Annotated in this window: 17 protein-coding genes; 3 read left to right on the forward strand and 14 right to left on the reverse strand. The window is 41.9% G+C overall.

Features of this window, described 5'->3' with window-relative positions:
• The first annotated feature begins 36 nt into the window (after window positions 1–36).
• Complete coding sequence (locus L3N51_RS01565) at window positions 37–738, forward strand: DUF2192 domain-containing protein (RefSeq protein ID WP_238024842.1); 702 nt, start codon at window positions 37–39, stop codon at window positions 736–738.
• 34 nt (window positions 739–772) lie between these two features.
• Window positions 773–1,675, forward strand: coding sequence for a CBS domain-containing protein (locus L3N51_RS01570; protein WP_238024843.1), 903 nt, complete (start codon window positions 773–775; stop codon window positions 1,673–1,675).
• A 233-nt stretch (window positions 1,676–1,908) separates the two neighbouring features.
• On the opposite strand, the gene L3N51_RS01575 is transcribed toward L3N51_RS01570, so the two are convergent.
• From L3N51_RS01575 to L3N51_RS01590, 4 genes are read right to left on the reverse strand one after another with little or no spacing between them, the layout of a single operon-like run.
• Window positions 1,909–4,527, reverse strand: a complete 2,619-nt coding sequence (locus L3N51_RS01575) for an ATP-dependent helicase (protein WP_428846151.1) — start codon at window positions 4,525–4,527, stop codon at window positions 1,909–1,911.
• A gap of 42 nt (window positions 4,528–4,569) precedes the next feature.
• The gene (locus L3N51_RS01580; RefSeq protein ID WP_238024845.1) at window positions 4,570–5,958 is read right to left on the reverse strand and encodes a glycosyltransferase; all 1,389 of its coding nucleotides are present in this window, start codon (window positions 5,956–5,958) and stop codon (window positions 4,570–4,572) included.
• Window positions 5,955–6,536, reverse strand: a complete 582-nt coding sequence (locus L3N51_RS01585) for a ParB N-terminal domain-containing protein (protein ID WP_238024846.1) — start codon at window positions 6,534–6,536, stop codon at window positions 5,955–5,957. The genes L3N51_RS01580 and L3N51_RS01585 overlap by 4 nt, the downstream gene beginning before the upstream one ends.
• A complete protein-coding gene (locus L3N51_RS01590) occupies window positions 6,478–7,170 on the reverse strand; it encodes an endonuclease III domain-containing protein (RefSeq protein WP_428846149.1) in 693 nt (230 codons plus the stop codon). Before L3N51_RS01590 ends, L3N51_RS01585 begins: the two co-directional genes overlap by 59 nt.
• Window positions 7,171–7,235: 65 nt before the next feature.
• Between L3N51_RS01590 and L3N51_RS01595 the strand changes: the two genes are divergently transcribed.
• A complete protein-coding gene (locus L3N51_RS01595) occupies window positions 7,236–7,499 on the forward strand; it encodes a hypothetical protein (protein WP_238024925.1) in 264 nt (87 codons plus the stop codon).
• Here the strand turns inward: L3N51_RS01595 and L3N51_RS01600 are convergent.
• The 10 genes from L3N51_RS01600 to L3N51_RS01645 form a co-directional block, all read right to left on the reverse strand.
• Window positions 7,481–7,939 (reverse strand): precorrin-6B methylase, encoded by a 459-nt coding sequence (locus tag L3N51_RS01600; protein ID WP_238024847.1) that lies wholly within the window; start codon window positions 7,937–7,939, stop codon window positions 7,481–7,483. The genes L3N51_RS01595 and L3N51_RS01600 overlap by 19 nt on opposite strands.
• A gap of 86 nt (window positions 7,940–8,025) precedes the next feature.
• Window positions 8,026–8,424, reverse strand: a complete 399-nt coding sequence (upsB, locus tag L3N51_RS01605) for a pilin subunit UpsB (protein WP_238024848.1) — start codon at window positions 8,422–8,424, stop codon at window positions 8,026–8,028.
• A complete protein-coding gene (upsA, locus tag L3N51_RS01610; protein WP_238024849.1) occupies window positions 8,421–8,849 on the reverse strand; it encodes a pilin subunit UpsA in 429 nt (142 codons plus the stop codon). The genes upsB and upsA overlap by 4 nt, the downstream gene beginning before the upstream one ends.
• 12 nt (window positions 8,850–8,861) lie before the next feature.
• The gene (gene upsF / locus L3N51_RS01615; RefSeq protein ID WP_238024850.1) at window positions 8,862–10,445 is read right to left on the reverse strand and encodes a membrane pilin protein UpsF; all 1,584 of its coding nucleotides are present in this window, start codon (window positions 10,443–10,445) and stop codon (window positions 8,862–8,864) included.
• Window positions 10,426–11,856: a type II/IV secretion system ATPase subunit gene (locus L3N51_RS01620; protein WP_238024851.1), complete on the reverse strand. Its 1,431-nt coding sequence runs from the start codon at window positions 11,854–11,856 to the stop codon at window positions 10,426–10,428. The genes upsF and L3N51_RS01620 overlap by 20 nt, the downstream gene beginning before the upstream one ends.
• A gap of 26 nt (window positions 11,857–11,882) precedes the next feature.
• Window positions 11,883–13,853, reverse strand: coding sequence for a protein UpsX (upsX, locus tag L3N51_RS01625; RefSeq protein WP_238024852.1), 1,971 nt, complete (start codon window positions 13,851–13,853; stop codon window positions 11,883–11,885).
• Window positions 13,854–13,869: 16 nt separating this feature from the next.
• Window positions 13,870–14,514 (reverse strand): cobalt-precorrin-7 (C(5))-methyltransferase, encoded by a 645-nt coding sequence (locus L3N51_RS01630; RefSeq protein ID WP_238024853.1) that lies wholly within the window; start codon window positions 14,512–14,514, stop codon window positions 13,870–13,872.
• Window positions 14,477–15,625 (reverse strand): cobalt-precorrin-5B (C(1))-methyltransferase CbiD, encoded by a 1,149-nt coding sequence (gene cbiD / locus L3N51_RS01635; protein ID WP_238024854.1) that lies wholly within the window; start codon window positions 15,623–15,625, stop codon window positions 14,477–14,479. Before cbiD ends, L3N51_RS01630 begins: the two co-directional genes overlap by 38 nt.
• Window positions 15,615–16,718 (reverse strand): RsmB/NOP family class I SAM-dependent RNA methyltransferase, encoded by a 1,104-nt coding sequence (locus L3N51_RS01640; RefSeq protein WP_238024855.1) that lies wholly within the window; start codon window positions 16,716–16,718, stop codon window positions 15,615–15,617. The genes cbiD and L3N51_RS01640 overlap by 11 nt, the downstream gene beginning before the upstream one ends.
• Window positions 16,711–17,274, reverse strand: a complete 564-nt coding sequence (locus tag L3N51_RS01645; RefSeq protein ID WP_238024856.1) for a precorrin-8X methylmutase — start codon at window positions 17,272–17,274, stop codon at window positions 16,711–16,713. Before L3N51_RS01645 ends, L3N51_RS01640 begins: the two co-directional genes overlap by 8 nt.
• Between the last annotated feature and the right edge of the window lie 2 nt (window positions 17,275–17,276).

The raw sequence follows: 17,276 nt of genomic DNA on the forward strand, positions 1-17,276 counted from the left end.
TAAGGCAGAATGCATAATAGTTCTTCGTGGCATGTGATGGTCAAGGAGCTCTATAGAGAGAGAATAAAGGTGCTAACTGATCTTTGGGGAAACATTCTGGACAACTGGGAAAACATGGACAGGAACTCACTTTTATCTCTGGTCCAGGAGATTTATGAGAAAAATGACATAAGACCATTCAGGGGCTTCAAATCCACCAATCTTTACGAGAAGGAGCTCATTAGTATATTTGTAGTTGGAAAGGATGGGCTTGGCCTTTATGATGACTATAGGCCTGTTTTTGATAAGCTGCTTCCCCTTGAGGAGAAGTTCTACGAGGTATCAAGGGCCATAATAGAGAAGGGAGCCGAAGAGGCCTATGCTCTAGCTGGTAGTGATAAGGACGTATTAGCTAGAGCGCTCAGGCTAATCTTTACCGAGGTAATTTTCTCATTCTCAGACGAATCAAAGTTACTTCAGGCCCTTAGGGTGCTCGATTCCTCTCCCAATGATGCCATAAAACACACAGCAAAGAGCTTTTCTAGATTCTATACAGCCTTTAGGCTAGCTGAGAATATAGCTGAGGGTCTGATTAGGGATAAAATGAACTATATAGCCATGAAGAAGGCATTTGCCATTAGTTTGGGCATAGAGTATCCACTGCCCAAATCCAGTTACGTGGCGTTAATATCCAAAGAAGTTTTCAACGTTAGTCCAAAACTGATCCGTAAAGTTCTAGAGGTTTCTGTTCAACCATAGATCTTTTTAAACAACGGTCGAATGATAATTAGGTATGCAAAATTTATCATCAACACAAAGGGAGATACTCCTGGCGTTAATTGAACTCTATAACAGACAAAAGAAAATGATTAAAAGTAAAGAAGTTGCTGACATGATAAGCAAGGATGAGGGTACTGTCAGAAACATAATACTGAGCCTAAAGGTTCTCGGACTTGTGGACTCCAAGCCAGGTCCCAATGGCGGATATTTACCAACATTGAAGGCATACGAATTCGTGAAAAACCCCACCATATTGCCAATATTGGACAAGCTGAGCCTTTATCGTGGTAACGTTGAAACTGACGTTAAGGTGGAGAATATTGAGTTGCTGGATATAACCAATCCGTCAGGTAATAGGGTTATCCTAAAAATTTCGGGAGATCCCAGGAAAATCAGACCAGGTGACAGCGTGAGGGTGGGACCAACGCCCTACAGTAGATTGGTTATTGAGGGTGTTGTATTAAATGCGGAGGAGGAACGCAGAGAGATAATTATTGATGTGAAGAGAATGATAAGCATTCCCAAGGAAAAGGTAAAGAATATCATAGGAAAGAGGCTTGTCTCCCTGAAACCTAACATGTCTCTCAGGGACGCCTCTAGAATTCTTCATAAAGAGGGTATAAGGGGAGCGCCTGTTCTGGACGAGTCAGGGAATGTGATAGGAATAATTACCACTGCGGATTTGATGAGGGCGTTTTACGAGGGTAATTTCGACGCAACAGTTTCGGATTACATGAAAAAAGACGTGATAACCATAAAGGAGGACGACGATATAATGGAAGCTGTCAAGAAAATGGTAACATATAACGTTGGAAGATTAGTGGTGATAGATGCCATTAACAGGGTAACAGGAATGGTTACGAGAACCGATATACTGAAATCCATTGCCGGACTAGAAGGATTATGGTCCATTTGAGGGAAAGATGCGGAATAATATATAAGGATAAATTCGTGGAGATTAGAAATGTATCAGAACGAGACCACGAATTTCTAATGGATCCGCAGGAGATCTACTCCTATCTTGATGGTATACAGGCAATAGTGCATTCTCACGAGGAGATATGCTACCCCAGTTTTAGGGATATTGAAAATATGTGGACGTGGAGGGTTCCATGGATAATTGTGGCGCCCAATTGCATCAAGGCGTTTTTATTCGCTGACAGTAGTGTAACTGAGATCGACGTTGATTCCCTTCTCCCTGAGGAATTGAAGGACCTTATCGTGCATCTTTCTTAGGAACTCCCTCTTATCACTGGCTAATACTATATCACTATACTCCTTGGCAAGAATCTGATGGGCAAAGGGACTCGGGATAGGATTGGGTCCGATCACAGTGAGCCTGATATCTCCCTTAGCTATTCTCTCCAGTATCCATTTTGCGCTGTGTATATCCATGTAGTCTTCCAGTATTTCCCTTAGAGTTTCCTTAAGCACAGGAAAATTGGGTATTTCTTTCACCACGTTCATCAGTACCTCGGAATTTAACTGTCTCCTATCTATGCTGGTTTCCCTCCCCTTATACCTCTTGAGGAGCATAAGCGATCTCTCGGCAGTGTGCCTAAATCTTCGTTTAACCATTTCAGTCCTGAGCACGATGTTTCCCAAGAGATCGTACACGTCATTTGGATTGATCTCCGCTATTGCCTTAGCTATATCGTAGTCCTTTTTTTCGCCTATGGTTAAAACGAATCCGTTATCCGTAATAGATGTTCTCACGTCCATGTTAAGATCGGATCCAAGTTTCCAGGCAACTATCCTTGAGAGCGCATCTAGGGCTCTTCTACCAAAGAGTGCGTGGAAGATAAAGTTCCTCCTGTCCTCCTCATCATCATAAATTTCGATGAGCAGGTTTTTATCATCGGGCACATTTCCGTCAGTAAATAGGTATTCCTCCAGTATGTAGGTGTAGATTGATCTAGCGGCTGATTTAGAGATATCAAGGAAATTCTCTATATAAGTAACTATCTCCTCCTGGGATTTACCCTCTCCAATCATTCGGGCAATCCTACCACGAAATGATGAGATCTCTATTGCTGACTCTATGGCAAGGGGTAACATCTCTGAGAACCAGCTGGGAACTGTGGGTCTCTGTCCCTCTGCAGGTTTTACCAGGACCCTGTTTCCCTTTGAAAGAAGAAACTCGTAAGTTCTTCCTCCCAGAATAAATATGTCTCCAGGGGAGAGGATTTCCACAAACTCCTCCTCAAGGTTTCCCACATACTTATTGCCCTCCGTGAATACTGGAATTAATGACTCCTCTGGGATGGTACCGCTATTCAGATAGAAGATCATCCTACCACCCCTCTTGGGCCTGATCCCTTTGTCGCCCAATCTTATCTTTGGGTACACATTCCTGCTATCCAGCCCAAACTTTCCCAGAAGATAATCAACCACGGAATCAAACTCCTCCCTCGTTAAGTTTGAAAAGGAGTAGGACCGTTTTATTGCCGAATAGAGTCTTTCCACATCCTGTTCAGCCATCAAGGATGATGCCAGTACCAGCTGGACCAGCACATCAAGGGGTTTTCTGGGTATATGAACGTTGTCTATCTTTTTCTCCCTTGCTAACTTCGTTAGGATAGCACATTCCACAAGATCATCTCGGTCTACCACTATCACTCTTCCCTTGCTTATCTGTCTTATATGATGACCTGCCCTCCCAATTCTTTGAAGCAATCTGCTAACGCTCTTGGGACTGCTCAGTAGAAGCACTAGGTCAATATATCCAATATCTATTCCCAATTCTAGGCTAGTTGACGATACCACTACCTTCAGTTCTCCATTCTTCAGTTTGTTCTCTATTTCCAGCCTTACGTCTCTACTTAAGCTACTGTGATGCGCGCCAACTAGATCGGCATCAAATAGCTTCTCCTCCTCAACCATCTTCCTTATCCTATAAGATACCCTCTCGGCCGCGCTCCTAGTATTGGTGAATATTAACGTGGTTCTATGTTTCTTAATTTCATCCATTATTGTTCTGTATATACCCCTGCTTACCTCCTCTTCCGATGAGTGGATGAGATCCCTTACTGGAGAGATGACCCTTAAATCCATTCCTTTCAGGAATCTCGCGTCTACAATCTTGCAATCCCTGTCCCCTACAAGGAATTTAGCTACCTCTTCTAGGGGAGAAATGGTGGCGCTCAGACCTATCCTTACGGGCGGTGTATTGCTGAGAAAGGACTCGAAGAGCTCAAGAAAGCCGGATAGATAGGCACCTCTTTTACTTCCTGCCAGTTCATGAATTTCATCCACAACTACCCATCTAACATCCTTCAGCCTCTGGCTAAACTTGGGGGAAACAAGGGAGATGGCGAAGGATTCGGGCGTGGTGATCAGTATGTGGGGTGGTCTCCTGAGCATTTTTTGCTTCTCGTTTGGCGAGGTATCACTGGTTCTCACCCCAATCCTTATCTCCTGGGGTAAGGAAACCTTAGTTTTTATCTCCTCTAGTGGAAGAAAAAGATTTTTATACATGTCGTTATTTAATGCCCTAAGTGGAGAAATATATACCGCATATACTTTGTCCTCTAGGGCATTTTTCTCCGCCAGCTCCAGGAGAGAATCAAGTATTCCCACAAAAGCAGCCATGGTTTTCCCACTACCTGTGGGACTGGAAATTAATACATTTTCATTTGCTTTTATTGTTGGTATAGAGGCTCTTTGAGGAGGAGTGAAGGATCCATACTTCTCACGAAACCATTGGGCCACATATGGTCTCAGGAGCCCAAATACCTCCTCATCGCTGATCTGCTTTGCCAGAGAAATCATTCAATCTACATCAAAATGAGGTAGAAAAAAAGTTGAGTTCTAAAGCTCTCTTTTGAATGTTGCTACGGTGAAGAGGTAACCCATGGAGTAATAGAGGAGCCACAATCCGGTCACCGTGGCTCCGTGGACAAGGTACATGATGGACGACGCTAGGAAGAGTGCTCCAAATAATAGTATTGGGTATTGAATCCAAGTGTCTACCTTAACTCCTTTTGGTGTGACAACATATTTCCTGTTTTTCCTAAGACCTGATAAAAGTCCGATAAGTATGAAAGGCGATATCGCCACGGTGTAGGAGGAGACCTTCCCCAAGGCCCTCATGGCCTCTACTAGTCTATAGCCCTTTCCAAGCGCAGTTTTAATGAAATTATATCCGTAAATAGAAAGCGAAAGGATCCAGACTAGGAGTATGGGAGTTCTCAGATAGTCAGTGATATGATTTAGCACAAAGAAAGAGATAAAGGTTAGGCCCAAAGCTGCCAAAAATGTCAGTCCTATGGGTACATATTGAAGAAGGAATATCAATATGTCTATTTTTTGTCTCAAAGATATGTTCTTGCTCATTATTTCCTTAAATCTCCTTGTTAGTACCTCTATACTCCCCATGGCCCATCTAGTTTGCTGGACGTAGAACGCCACTAGGTTATCAGGTACCTCTACGTAGACAGGGGAGGTGGAGGAACAGATCCTCTTTCCGCTTTTGATAAGTCTGGCTCCTATCTCTAGGTCGTCTTGAATCATTGATGGATCCCATGGACCCACCGATTCAATAGCCTCTCTCTTGAACATAGTACCGCAACCCACAGGGAAGATCCTGAGACCGCTGTTATCCCTTCCATTTAGAAGGGCTGTATCTGCTATAATGGTTGATATCATGATTCCCTTTGCTAGGGTGGAGTATGGTCTCTGTGAATATCCTACCCAGTTCAGCGTCACAGCATCGCATCCATGAATCCTTAACCTGTTGAATGCTTTCACAAGCGAGTCTCTTTCCAGTCTGGCATCGACATCAAGAGTTATTATTAGATCCCCACGGGATAAGGAGTACGCATATGCTAGGGCCCCGCTCTTATAACCTACCTTTTTCTCTCTCCTAACAATTTTGACCCTGAGTCCCTGGGGTACTGATATCTCCTTGATGAGTTTTTCGAAATACTCTGGAGGATCATCGGAAACCACTATTACCTCCATTTTGTTTTTATCCCATTCAACAGTTGTTAAATTCTCAAGCAGACCTTGAAGCGTATCGGCTCTCTCTCCCTTAATGGGAACTAGAATCGAAAGAGAAGGTAACTCTTCAGAGAATAAGGGTTCAAGACTTTCTCTAAATTTCATTCCGTTACGGAACAGAAAGTACTGGTAAAGTAAAAGGAAACTAGGAATAATAAATATGGCAATGGTGAGAATTGCTTGTATCAGCAAACTCATTGTAGTTTTACTCTATCCTTGGGGATAATAAAATCATATAGATGTCTGCTACTCTTTGGAGGTAACCTAAGTCCCTTGCTGGCTACGTTCAGTATTATCTCCTTTGATAAAGTCGGTGGTTTATATCCCTCGTTAGGGCTTCTTTCCACTGATACTCCAATTTTCCTTAAATTTTGTTCTATTAACTCTAACTTCCAGTAGGCTTCGAAAGCCGAGTTAGCGCAAATCCTGTACTCAATTTCAAGACAGATACTTCCTTCGGATTTCATTGATTTTAGAAACATTTTCCCTATGCTGTTCAAAGTTAGCTTTCTGTACCATACTCCAACGCTGATGCTGGAATCCAAGTAATTCACGTAGTACACTGGTATATTTCTATACCCTAGGACGAGGAGCGCCTCCCTCCTGTGATGCCCATCGATCACTAAAAGAGATTTTTCATCAACTATAATAGGAACAATGGATCGAGTCTCCCTAACGGAAATAATCGTCTCATTGAGTCTGCTCTTTATGATATCCTCATGCGGTTTCAGATCCCTTGGATCCGCGTAATCGAGCGTAATACTCACAGCATCCATTGAGTACACAAGTGTCGCACTTAGGTTTAATTGCTTTGCATGTGGTCCTACCGTGAGTTATAAGAAGAAGGTGTGCCATCAAATTTGAATCATCTGATACATTCCTCCAGAACAAGCTTATTTCGTCGTAACCTCCCTTGATTCCCAGTCTCTTTGAAACCCTGAAGATGTGGGTATCCACAGGAAATACAGAGTAACCCTTACATGTGAGTAACACCACATCAGCGGTCTTTTTCCCAACTCCCGGCATATCCACTAATGTTTTCCTAGCCTGGGATGGATCTAGGTTAAGGATTTTATTAATATCTCCACCGTATTCATTAGAAACTATTTTTGATACTTCCTTAAGTATTTTGGTTTTATTATTATACAGACCTACCTTTTTTATGGATCTCTTGATCGCTTCGGGGTCAGCCTCACTGAGTCTCTCAGGTGTGATACCCACCTCCTTATCCAGCTCCTCATAAGCCCTCTTTGCTCCTTTATCAGTGGTGTTTTGCGTTAGGATAGTAGCTATCAATACCTTGAACGGATCTCTTGTCTTTTCCCATATCTCCATAGCCAGAAAATCCTCCGATTTTATGGTGTAGGCTTTCTTGAGTCTATTTATGACCTCTCTTCCTTCGCATCTCAAATAATTCTCAAGGAAAGATTTGAGGCACCGAGCTTATAAGTGCTCTCAGATAAACTCCATCTTTGATGTATGAGTTAAAACTGGTCTTAGAGGCAATTTCCGATGGTGCACTAAACCCTGGGGAAGTGGTGATAAAGACTGGACTACCCAGATATGAGGTGCTGGCAATCTTCCATGTATTGGAGGGAATAGGGCTTGTTGAAACCATTTATTCCAAGGGTTCCCATAAGGTATACAGATTGACTGAAAAGGGAAAGGAGGTATTAAGGGGTCTAGAAAAGGGAGAAATACTAGATGTGAGAACGAAGGCTCAACCCTTGGAGGCGTAAAAGATATAAACTGGATTTCTTGCAATAAAAGCCCTATATTTTCCTAGTCTTTCCGCCTTACTAACAGACACTTGAATAACATCGTACTCCTGAAAGCTTGCTTCAAGTGCCCTGGATATTTCTCCCAGTGACTCTAAGGTAAACGCATTAATCACGACCCTTCCACCCTTCCTTAGCAAGGCGCGTGCAAGTTCAATCGATCCGCCCACGTTTTGCGTGCCTCCGATAAAAACGGAATCGAATACTTCCCTAGCTGAAAATAGCGGAGATTCTGCCTGAATGAAATCTACGTTCATGGATAGTTTCCTGCCTGGGGATCTTGATATATATTCGTTGAGATCTAGGGAAATCACATAACATCCCAGCCTGTCTAGGTCTACCGAGACGGCACCTGTTCCGGTTCCAATTTCCAGCACCTTACAGCCAGGAAAAATCCTCATCTTTGATATCGAGATCGCCCTTATCTCCTCTTTAGTTGGACCTGGAATCTGTGATTCAAAAAAACTATCATCTGTTAGCGGAAACATTAATCCTCAAGGAAATATTGACCGTTGGCATTTATTAGTAAGGGGCCATTTACCGTCATGTTTCCTACTAGGTCAGATAGCGAAATCATGGAATCAGGTTGCAGATCTGCATGTGTTGTGATGAGCTTCCCGTTTATGGAGATGGCCTTAATGTAAATATCTATCTCTCCGTAATTGAACAGAAATATATCATCCGTTGAATTTCCTATTTTTATTATTCTCAACTTTGTCTCGGTTGATAATAGTTCACTGTTCACTGTGGAGTCAATGCTACTCTTTTGGGTGGAGCTTACCTGGTGAAAGTAGTAAAGAAGAGGACCGCTCATGGCCAGAACAATAACTGCAACAATCAATGCAGAAAAAATCTCTGAAATCCCTTTAGATTTGAGCCTCCTCATTGGCTCACCGCTAAAACGTTTGATACTGAATCATACAGTTGTCCGTTGGGAGTCTGCGCAACGACAATAATTGAATAATAATTACCTGGGATAATATTCGATACCTGGGATATGTTCTGTATTTCTTGACCCGGCTCTATTACCGTATCGACGGATATTATTTGGTTCGTGTTATTGCCTACGATCTTGATATATTCTACATGAAGCGCCACATTTCCCTGGTTCTTGAGGGTATATTGCAAGAATCCTATATTGGATGAGGATAAGAGATTATATTGTGTATACAAGTCCTCATTGGTCGATAAATTACTGAACAGGCCCTTACTATATCCGTAAAGCAACCCTCCCAGCGCTAAGGTTATGGAAATGATGAGAATGGTGCCAAGGATTGAGGAGACTCCTTTTTTCTGTTTCAGGTTTATCACCTATTCTTTACATTACAATATTAATCCTGGAGGGACAAATGAAAGTAATATTGAAAGTCCAGTAACAATTATATATATCAATGGGTTGATAAACGTAAATTTACTGATCCTTGTGTATAATAATGCTAAAGTCAAACTATACCCCAAATTCATTAGACTTAGAGTTGATGACGAGAAATTGGAAATAGATTCGATTGACGTCGTCGAAAACCAGAAAAGTACGGGAGTTATAAGGGCAAGGGCATTAAAAGTAGTTAATTCTCTCTGTAGCCTGGATCGAGTTGAGGAGATGGAGTATATCATATCTCCAAGCTCCTGAAGCACCCTTACGCCCTCTCCTCCTTTTCTATCGAGTATATTCAATAACTCTAAGATGAATTTAAGTTGATCACTCTTGATTGAATTGTTGTAAATATTTTCTCCCATCTGAATCTGTTTCTTAATATTTTCAAATAATTTAATGGTGGGTCTATGCAAACTTATTCCATCGAAGCTTATTTTCTGAATGGATGCCCTAATTCCATAGCCGAGCTTGGTGAATTCTCCTATTTCTCTCAGCACTATCGGGAAATCGCTGAGAATGATCTCTTCCCTCCTGATGTCAAGATAGGATGGAATAAGAATTATTTGAGTTATGAGTACTAGTAAACCTAATCTGAATAAAATACTGACAGGGAAAGCCAGGATCGTCAGCGATGAGACGAGACCGATTATCTGATACTTCCTTATCTTAACATGAATACCCATGTTGGGCTGCGAAACCGATATCCACAGGTAAATAAGGGGGGCAAAGAGTAGGGGAATCAATAGTACTTCACTGTTGTTATTTCTTGATAATCCTTGAAATCCGATGGTTACCAGAGGTACCAGTAGAAAGAGAGAGAACATAACCTCAACTATCTCTGAGGCCCTTGAGGCGTAGCTATTGAAGGTCTCCTTCACATTGTTCAGGAGATCATTCACCAGATCTAACGATCTTTGTCCCATGGAGATACCTAGGATTTGACTTGAGATGGACACGGAGTATAGCTTGACGATAAGGCCAGATTTAAGATTTCTAATTCTCCTCTGAATTCCATCAAGAAATGATACTCCATGGAAAAGGATGTATCTCTGTACTATTTCAAACTCCCTTTTAAAGCCGACGAAAAATGTGCTCTGACTCGCATCGTTAAAGGTTTCGTGCAGACCCTTCCCCAAAGAAGCGTTCAGATACATAAGAATTGAAAAGGAGAGCAGTTCTAGGTTCAGTCTTGATACGTATTCCGTTCTTTCTGTAATCACATAGATTATAGGAAGAAAATAAAGTAAAAAGGAAATAAACAAGAGCGGAATAAAGTAAATTCCTAACATCAATATCAATATTGCTATAGCTGGCAATGAAACCAAAAATATAAGAAATGATATCTTGGAAATCTCTTCCAGTCTGGATATACTTCCTCCATACACTTCCATGTTTTCCCTTATTGATTTAGAGAACAAGTTCAGGGGGTATATGGATGATAAGAATGGTATACTCTCAAATTTCCCTGCAAGATTTAAAAATTTATTTATTCTAATAGTTATAGCCTTAAATTCAAATCGTACTCTGGACATTTAGACCCCTCTCTCTGTAGAATTTAGCTATCTCCAGCTGAATCATCTCATTATCTACTATATTCTCATTCACTAATCTCTCAAGTATACTTTTTCTCCTTTCCAGCTCACGAATCACATCAGTCTTAGTAAGTCCGTAAGAGTCTGAGATAAATTTTAGTCTTGTAGAAATTTTTAATAAATCTCTAAAATTGTCTGGTTTGTACTTCTTATCCTTGAATGACCACCAGATTATTCTCCTAAACTTGGTCTTGCCGTTCACCTTCTGAGTCTCGTAAATGGCGCTTATCGCCTTAACTATTCTGCCACTGTCATCAACTCTTCTTCCGACCAAAATGAATCCCCAAACGTTGTTCAGGAACATTATAGCCAGTTCCTTTGGAAGTAGGCTTACTATTCTGGTCACCACGTCCGAGGGCTTGCCCCCGTGGAAAGTACTCAATGATGCATGTCCTGAGGACGACGCATGGATCAGTGTCTCTATTTCCTTTCCCCTGACCTCCCCTATGATCAGGTAATCCGGTCTGTATCTCAGGGCTAATCTTGAGAGCTCGTTGATGGAAACATCGTAGGATGAGATCAGCGACTGTCTTGAGAAGAATCTTATCCAATTTTTTCCATTAAGATTTAATTCTGGAGTATCTTCTATGCTCAGGATTTTTGCATCTGGATTAGTAAAATTTAGTAAAGCGTTGAGAAACGTGGTTTTGCCTGAACCTGTGGATCCAACTATTAAATAGAATGGCTTATAATCCAGTAAAAACCACAGAAATGAAGCAATTTCTATACTTAAGGAATTGGTTTTTATCAACCTAACAAGTGATATGGGAGAGACTGGGAACTTCCTTATATCGAAGGTAGAACCGGGGTTCGAAATTTCATTGGAGACCGTTGCGGCCACCCTATGGCCTTCCGGCAGGGAAAACTCTAGATAGGGCCTTGCAATATTAACAGATTTGTTTGATTTTATGGCGAGTTTCTCTATAACCCGAAGTATATCTTCCTCCTTGTTAAGAACTATATTTGAATATAACCTCATATAATTAGAATATTTCCTATGTATTACGGTGAGGGGTAAACCAGGGCCCATACACTCTATTTCTTCCACATCCGGGTCCATGACGGGTATGGTTATCTCGTCATATAGAATCCTTTTCTTGAAAATATTTATAATTTTTTCGTTGAGTTCTGGACTAATATTCTTTGATTTTAATATTTCAACTAGCCTATTTTCGGCCTCTGCCAGAGAAGTTGATGAGAAATATATTTCATCAATTATTGTTGATATGGTAGAGGATTCCTCTCGAGAGACTTTCGGATCCTCAACTATATAGAGACCTTGTCCATCCTCATCTATGATTGAGACCTTACTGCCCAGTACATAATATTCCTCAAGGATTGTTCTGCTCATCAAAATAGGTAGTAATATAAAGATAGTCAGGGTAGTCCGACACTTTCAGTTATTCTAGATAGTGCCATTGCGGACTTAACTGCGGTAACTAAACTCAATTTCAGCGAGTCAATTGTGAAGCTTTTCTCAATTACTGCGTTACCTATATAAATTTTAAATATAATAATATTATATACTGGATCTATAGGAAACAGAACCTTAGTCCTAAATCCTGTGTAAACGTGCGTGGCATAGAAGATCTGAATAAGGGAGTCAAATTTAACGTTTGGCGTGATACACAGGTAGTTACCCTCTATCTCTACCTTGGGGTAGCCAACGGGATCTTTAATCTTTACTTCTATGATAGAATTCTCCTTCACAGAGAAGCTCGTACCGTTATCTAACTCGTTATGTGTCAATTCCCCTGAATAGAGGTCATGAATTCTAATGGGTTGAGTGTAAGTGGGAGCTACCTTAACATTGTCCCACACGAACATGCCATTCTCATATCTATCAATGTGAAGAATAACATGCCCCTTGTTAGCTCTTATCTTTCTCATAGTTTTAGGTCTCTCAACCTTGATTATCGGGACAATGAATTGGGTTTTGGAGATGTTCCTGTCTTCGACTCTAAGGTCAAAGTCCACAGGTATGATATCAGAGTTATACGACCCTAACTCAAAGGGCAAGAATACGTCTACTTGATTAGAGTCTATCTCTAAGCTCCTAGTTTTTGATCCAATAGATATGATTAATTTTAGTTTTACCTTGGATTTTCTGGAAAGTACTACCTTACCCGATAATATAGAGTTTCCTTCTCCTAACTTTACTCTGCCGTTTCCAGTCGCAACGTATATTTTTCCGTAAAACATTATCCTGATGGGAGGGCCAGATAACTGGATCTTAAGAGGTAAAGAGATGAACTCGGACTCTATGGTCACCTCTTCCTCCTTGTCCCCTCCAAAATACTCAAATTTTTCTACAATAGAGTTTTTATCGAATATCCTCTCAACACTAATCAATCTATCACTTCTCTTCACGTCATATCCTTTAGGATAAGTTATGGTTACGCCATCTTCGCTCCTTACCACGCCGGGACTATAGCCTTCTACCAAATCTACCTTAAACAACTTGGAGCCTGTATAGATTACGGCCTTCCTTAATCCAATACCCAAGATACTTTCCCTAAACCTGTACCTAAGGGAAAGATCTTGATCATAAATTAACACCTTCCTCTGTGAAACTAGACCGATAAAGTTTTCACTTCCGTCACTTCTAAGGGTATCTATACTCGTTTCGAGATCTCTCCAGGCGCCTTGAAAATAGTATCTGGCTATTCCATTGCAGGAACCTAAAATCCATCCCTGCCCTCGTGAAATTATATCAAATTGTCCACCGCAAATCCCTATTACTTTACCGTTTGAGACTATCCTGTTCTGAAGGTCTGTGTACAGGACCTCATTTTTACCGTACCTTAGAATAAAACCCTCCACCTGAATTTCCCTGAATGTTTCATCCCACTGGTATAGTCTGGTGAAACCATCGGAAACAATGGAAAGACCGGCTTTAGTGAAGCCCACTGCCTTTACTCCTTCGTGTGTGTAGATTTTCCCTCCCACAAAAACCGTAGCCTCATCCCCTCTTGCCAGATATGAGATGTTTAGCCTCCTCTTGAACAGGGAGTATTCCTCGCCGTTGAAGATGAACCTATTCTTGAACTCAAGTATGGGGATATCTTGGTTATCAACAAGTACATAGTGAACGGACCACGCCTTCGAACATTCCTCTCTTTCACATCTCACACTTTTCTCCTTATCCCCTTCAATTTCAACCAGGAGGTTTCCCCTTTGAAACTTCCATAAACTGTTAGATACCGTAACTTTTTCCCCAATCTCTATTTTAGGTTGTAATAATGCAGAAGTTAATAAAATGAATTTTTCACCATCCTTTATAAAACTAATAGTAACCCCGTCCGGAACATATAACGGTTCGACAAGGTCAATCTTTGGTAACTTCACACTATAGCTGCTCGCTTTAATTCACAGAGGGTGAGATGAAAATTACCTTAAGCCCGTTTTCATCCGAGGCGCTTAGCTCCGATATTTTTCCCCTTATCACTCTTTCATTTGCTAGAGAGAGATTAAGGCAAACTGCTACGTTCATGTTCCCCGGATTCGTAAGATATAATGACAGTTTTCTAATGATCTCCCCTACCGTTAATGCTGGTTCTGGAAGCAGAAAGACACGAAAGCCTAAACGTAAAGCTGGGTCTATCTTCTCGTAATTTTTTCCATATCTTGTGGAAATTATGGTGCTATTGGTCAACTCCTCGTGTATTAGTGAGGCACATTTTTGAACTGAGCTAATTCCGGGTTCTATCTCATGATCTGGAAAGAATTTACCTATTCCCGCTATCATTGGGTCTCCCGTTGACAGGATTAGCGTACCTTCCTTGCTTTCAATATTTTTAATCATAGTATAGAAGCCGTGACCCTCCTCGAGCTCAACCAGCTCTGCGTTAGTGAAAGGTTTAACTGCAATTAATAGCCTCTTTGTCGCTATAACCTTCCTTGCATCGCGTAAATTGTTTATTAGCTTTAGCGTGAAATACTCTGGATTTCCAGGGCCTGCCCCCATTATCTTAGGCCAAGAACTTTCCCGCCTCGCTCGATATTCCAACTATCTCCCCTTCCATGTTTATCAGTATGCAGTGTACCTTTGCCTTCCCCTCAATTAGGTTGAAGGAGTTTAGGGCTATTCTTTCCGCTATCTCATTGAATATTTCCTTGTAGCTATAGTTTTTTAGAATGTTGATGGCCTCATCAGTGGTTTTGGCATTGATGAGTCTCAAGATGTCATCATGGGCAACTCCATGCTTGGCCGCATATGCAGTTATCACCTCTAACCTGCCATCACCATATTTATAATGAGAGTTCCATATTCCAATTGCGCTCTTTATTAGCTTCCCCACGTGACCATAAAGCAGAATCTCCTTAAATCCTCTCCTCGCAGAAGCCTTCAGCATGCCACCAGTGAATATTGCCATCTGAACAATGGACCTAGGATCAACGTTCAGTTTTTTTCTGGCGCTGGTTTCGCCAATATTTCCTGGAACTAGTACAACTCGATCTATCCCAAAGGATTTAACAATATCAAGTTGTTCCACCAGGGAGGCATACCAGGACACGAGACTCATGGGCTTCACTACTCCACTGGTTCCCAGAATGGAGACTCCGCCCTCTATCCCCAGCTTGGGGTTGAAGGTCCTCTTGGCAATTCTCTCGCCATCGGGAATAATGACCTCTATTTCTGCACCGAAATTATCTCCTAGAACCTCTTTCAGGTTATCTACGAGTTGTTTCCTAGGAACTGGATTTATTGCAGGTTCTCCTGGATTTACTGGTAATCCACTATTTACTGCTTTTCCAAGACCCTTTCCCGCCCTTACCGACACGTACCCCCTATCGTTGTTGAGCTTCATTCTTACAATTATTTCCATTCCATTAGTGTCATCTGGGTCGTCTCCTCCGTACTTCGTGACGGAAGCAATGCACCACTCTCCCTCCATCCTCACGTAGTTTAGGGGAATTTCTATTCTGAGTCCAATGGGTGTAGACACGACCACAGCCTTCTTCATCTCTCCCATTATGGCGTAAGCACAACCTTTTGCCGCAGCTGATAGCGCTGTTCCTGTCGTGAAACCCATCTTGAGGATCTTCCTCTTTGCGGACTTAGCATTGGAAAGCGATGGCGAAGCTGGCTGGTAGTTTAGGGGTATTCTAACGCTCATGTGACTCACTTCCCCTCAAGGTGGCAATGAAAAAGTCCTCTGTTCCATGTATATGGCCAAAATATCTATTACAGAATTTACCAGATCCATGATTCCCATATCCCTCAACTCCCCCGGCCTTGGTTGAAAGCAAATGATCCATGTACTCGTCCATTACTGCTTCTCCCTCTTCTGGAAATATGGAACATACAGAATATACAGCTTTTTTAAAACGAATATTAAACGCCTCTCTAATCATCAATTTCTGTATGACTGAAAAATTTTCTACTTTGCCTTTATCCCTCAAACCCAAAAGGACTGTGGGTTCATTGTAAAGTATTCCGGAGGAGGAGCAAGGCGCATCAATTAGTACCTTGTCTGCTTTCAGAACAGAGTTCATAGTGGAATCCTGATTGATGAAGTCTACCTTTCCCATATCCACACCCAACCTAGACAGTAGTTTGATCTCCTTGGTTAGCCTTTCGCGATCCAGTTCAGCTAGGATAAGGTAGACATCTCCCTGCGTCAGCTCATAAATGAGTTCTGCCTTTAAGCCTGGGGCAGATGCGAATTCAAATATGACATCTCCTTTCTCAGGTTTTAAGGCTTCTACTACCGCTACGCTGGCCTTGTCCTGAATTATTACCTTGAAATTTCGAAACTCATCCGTCTTGGTAATGTTCCCCGATCTAACTTTGAAAAGATAGTTGAAGTCCCCATCCCTTTCGAACTTTATGCCTTGACGCTCAAGGGAGGTGAGAACTTGGTTTTCCTCTCCCAGAACAGTGTTGACCCTAAACCATTTGTACCTACCTGATTCCAAACTCCTCAAGTAAGCTTCCAGGTCTACCAATCCTCTAAGCTCATCGTTCATCCATTGGGGTAAGGAAATTTTATTCGCACCCTCCAGGAAAGATATTACTTTCTTCCTTGCGGAGCTTCCGCTCAAGGAATAATAGGACAGGATGAGCTTTCTGGACAGTTCAAATAACTCGTCGTAATTTACGTTGCGAACTCTCCTTATCTCCTTTGCCTTGGAGAAGGCTACAGGTAGGGGGTCGCCTCTCTCACAGAAATGTATTACTGACGAAAGGAAGTCAATTAGGTCATCCAATTTCCATCAATGCCCTCACTATGCTGACACCTAGGGCCACTCCACCCTTCACGCTTATGTTGGTTATGTACTCTACACTGCTTTGTCTCGAGAGTCTGTACTTGGCGTGAAGAGCGTTGACGAAACCCACGGGAACACCCACTATAAGCTCCGGCCTAATTCCCTCCTCTACCAAATCCAGCAACTTTTCGAGCGCAAGAGGGCTAGTTCCTATCATTACCACCTTACCCTTCAGTTTGTCCCTCCATGACTCGATCATATCTTGGGCAAGATATCTGCTCCTCCTAGACGTTGGCTCGACGTACTCCCCTAAACTTCCAAGACCCTCCCTTGCCATCCTAGTGTCCACAAGTACGCCGTTCTTAACGAGCTTTGGACCTACCTCTAGTGCCCTTCTAGAGAACCTAAGAGTTCCTATCAGATCAAGATCTCCAGTGCTCCTTATAGCCCTAAGTACTACCTTTCTCTCCTTCTCATCCAGCAGATCCAAGACCTCATTTAACACGTGTTTAACCCTTCTCTCCCCCTCTTCGCTGATATTATCAATGAACTCCATTA

It is taken from the genome of Metallosphaera javensis (ex Hofmann et al. 2022) (assembly GCF_022064045.1).
Taxonomy (GTDB): Archaea; Thermoproteota; Thermoprotei_A; order Sulfolobales; family Sulfolobaceae; genus Metallosphaera; species Metallosphaera javensis.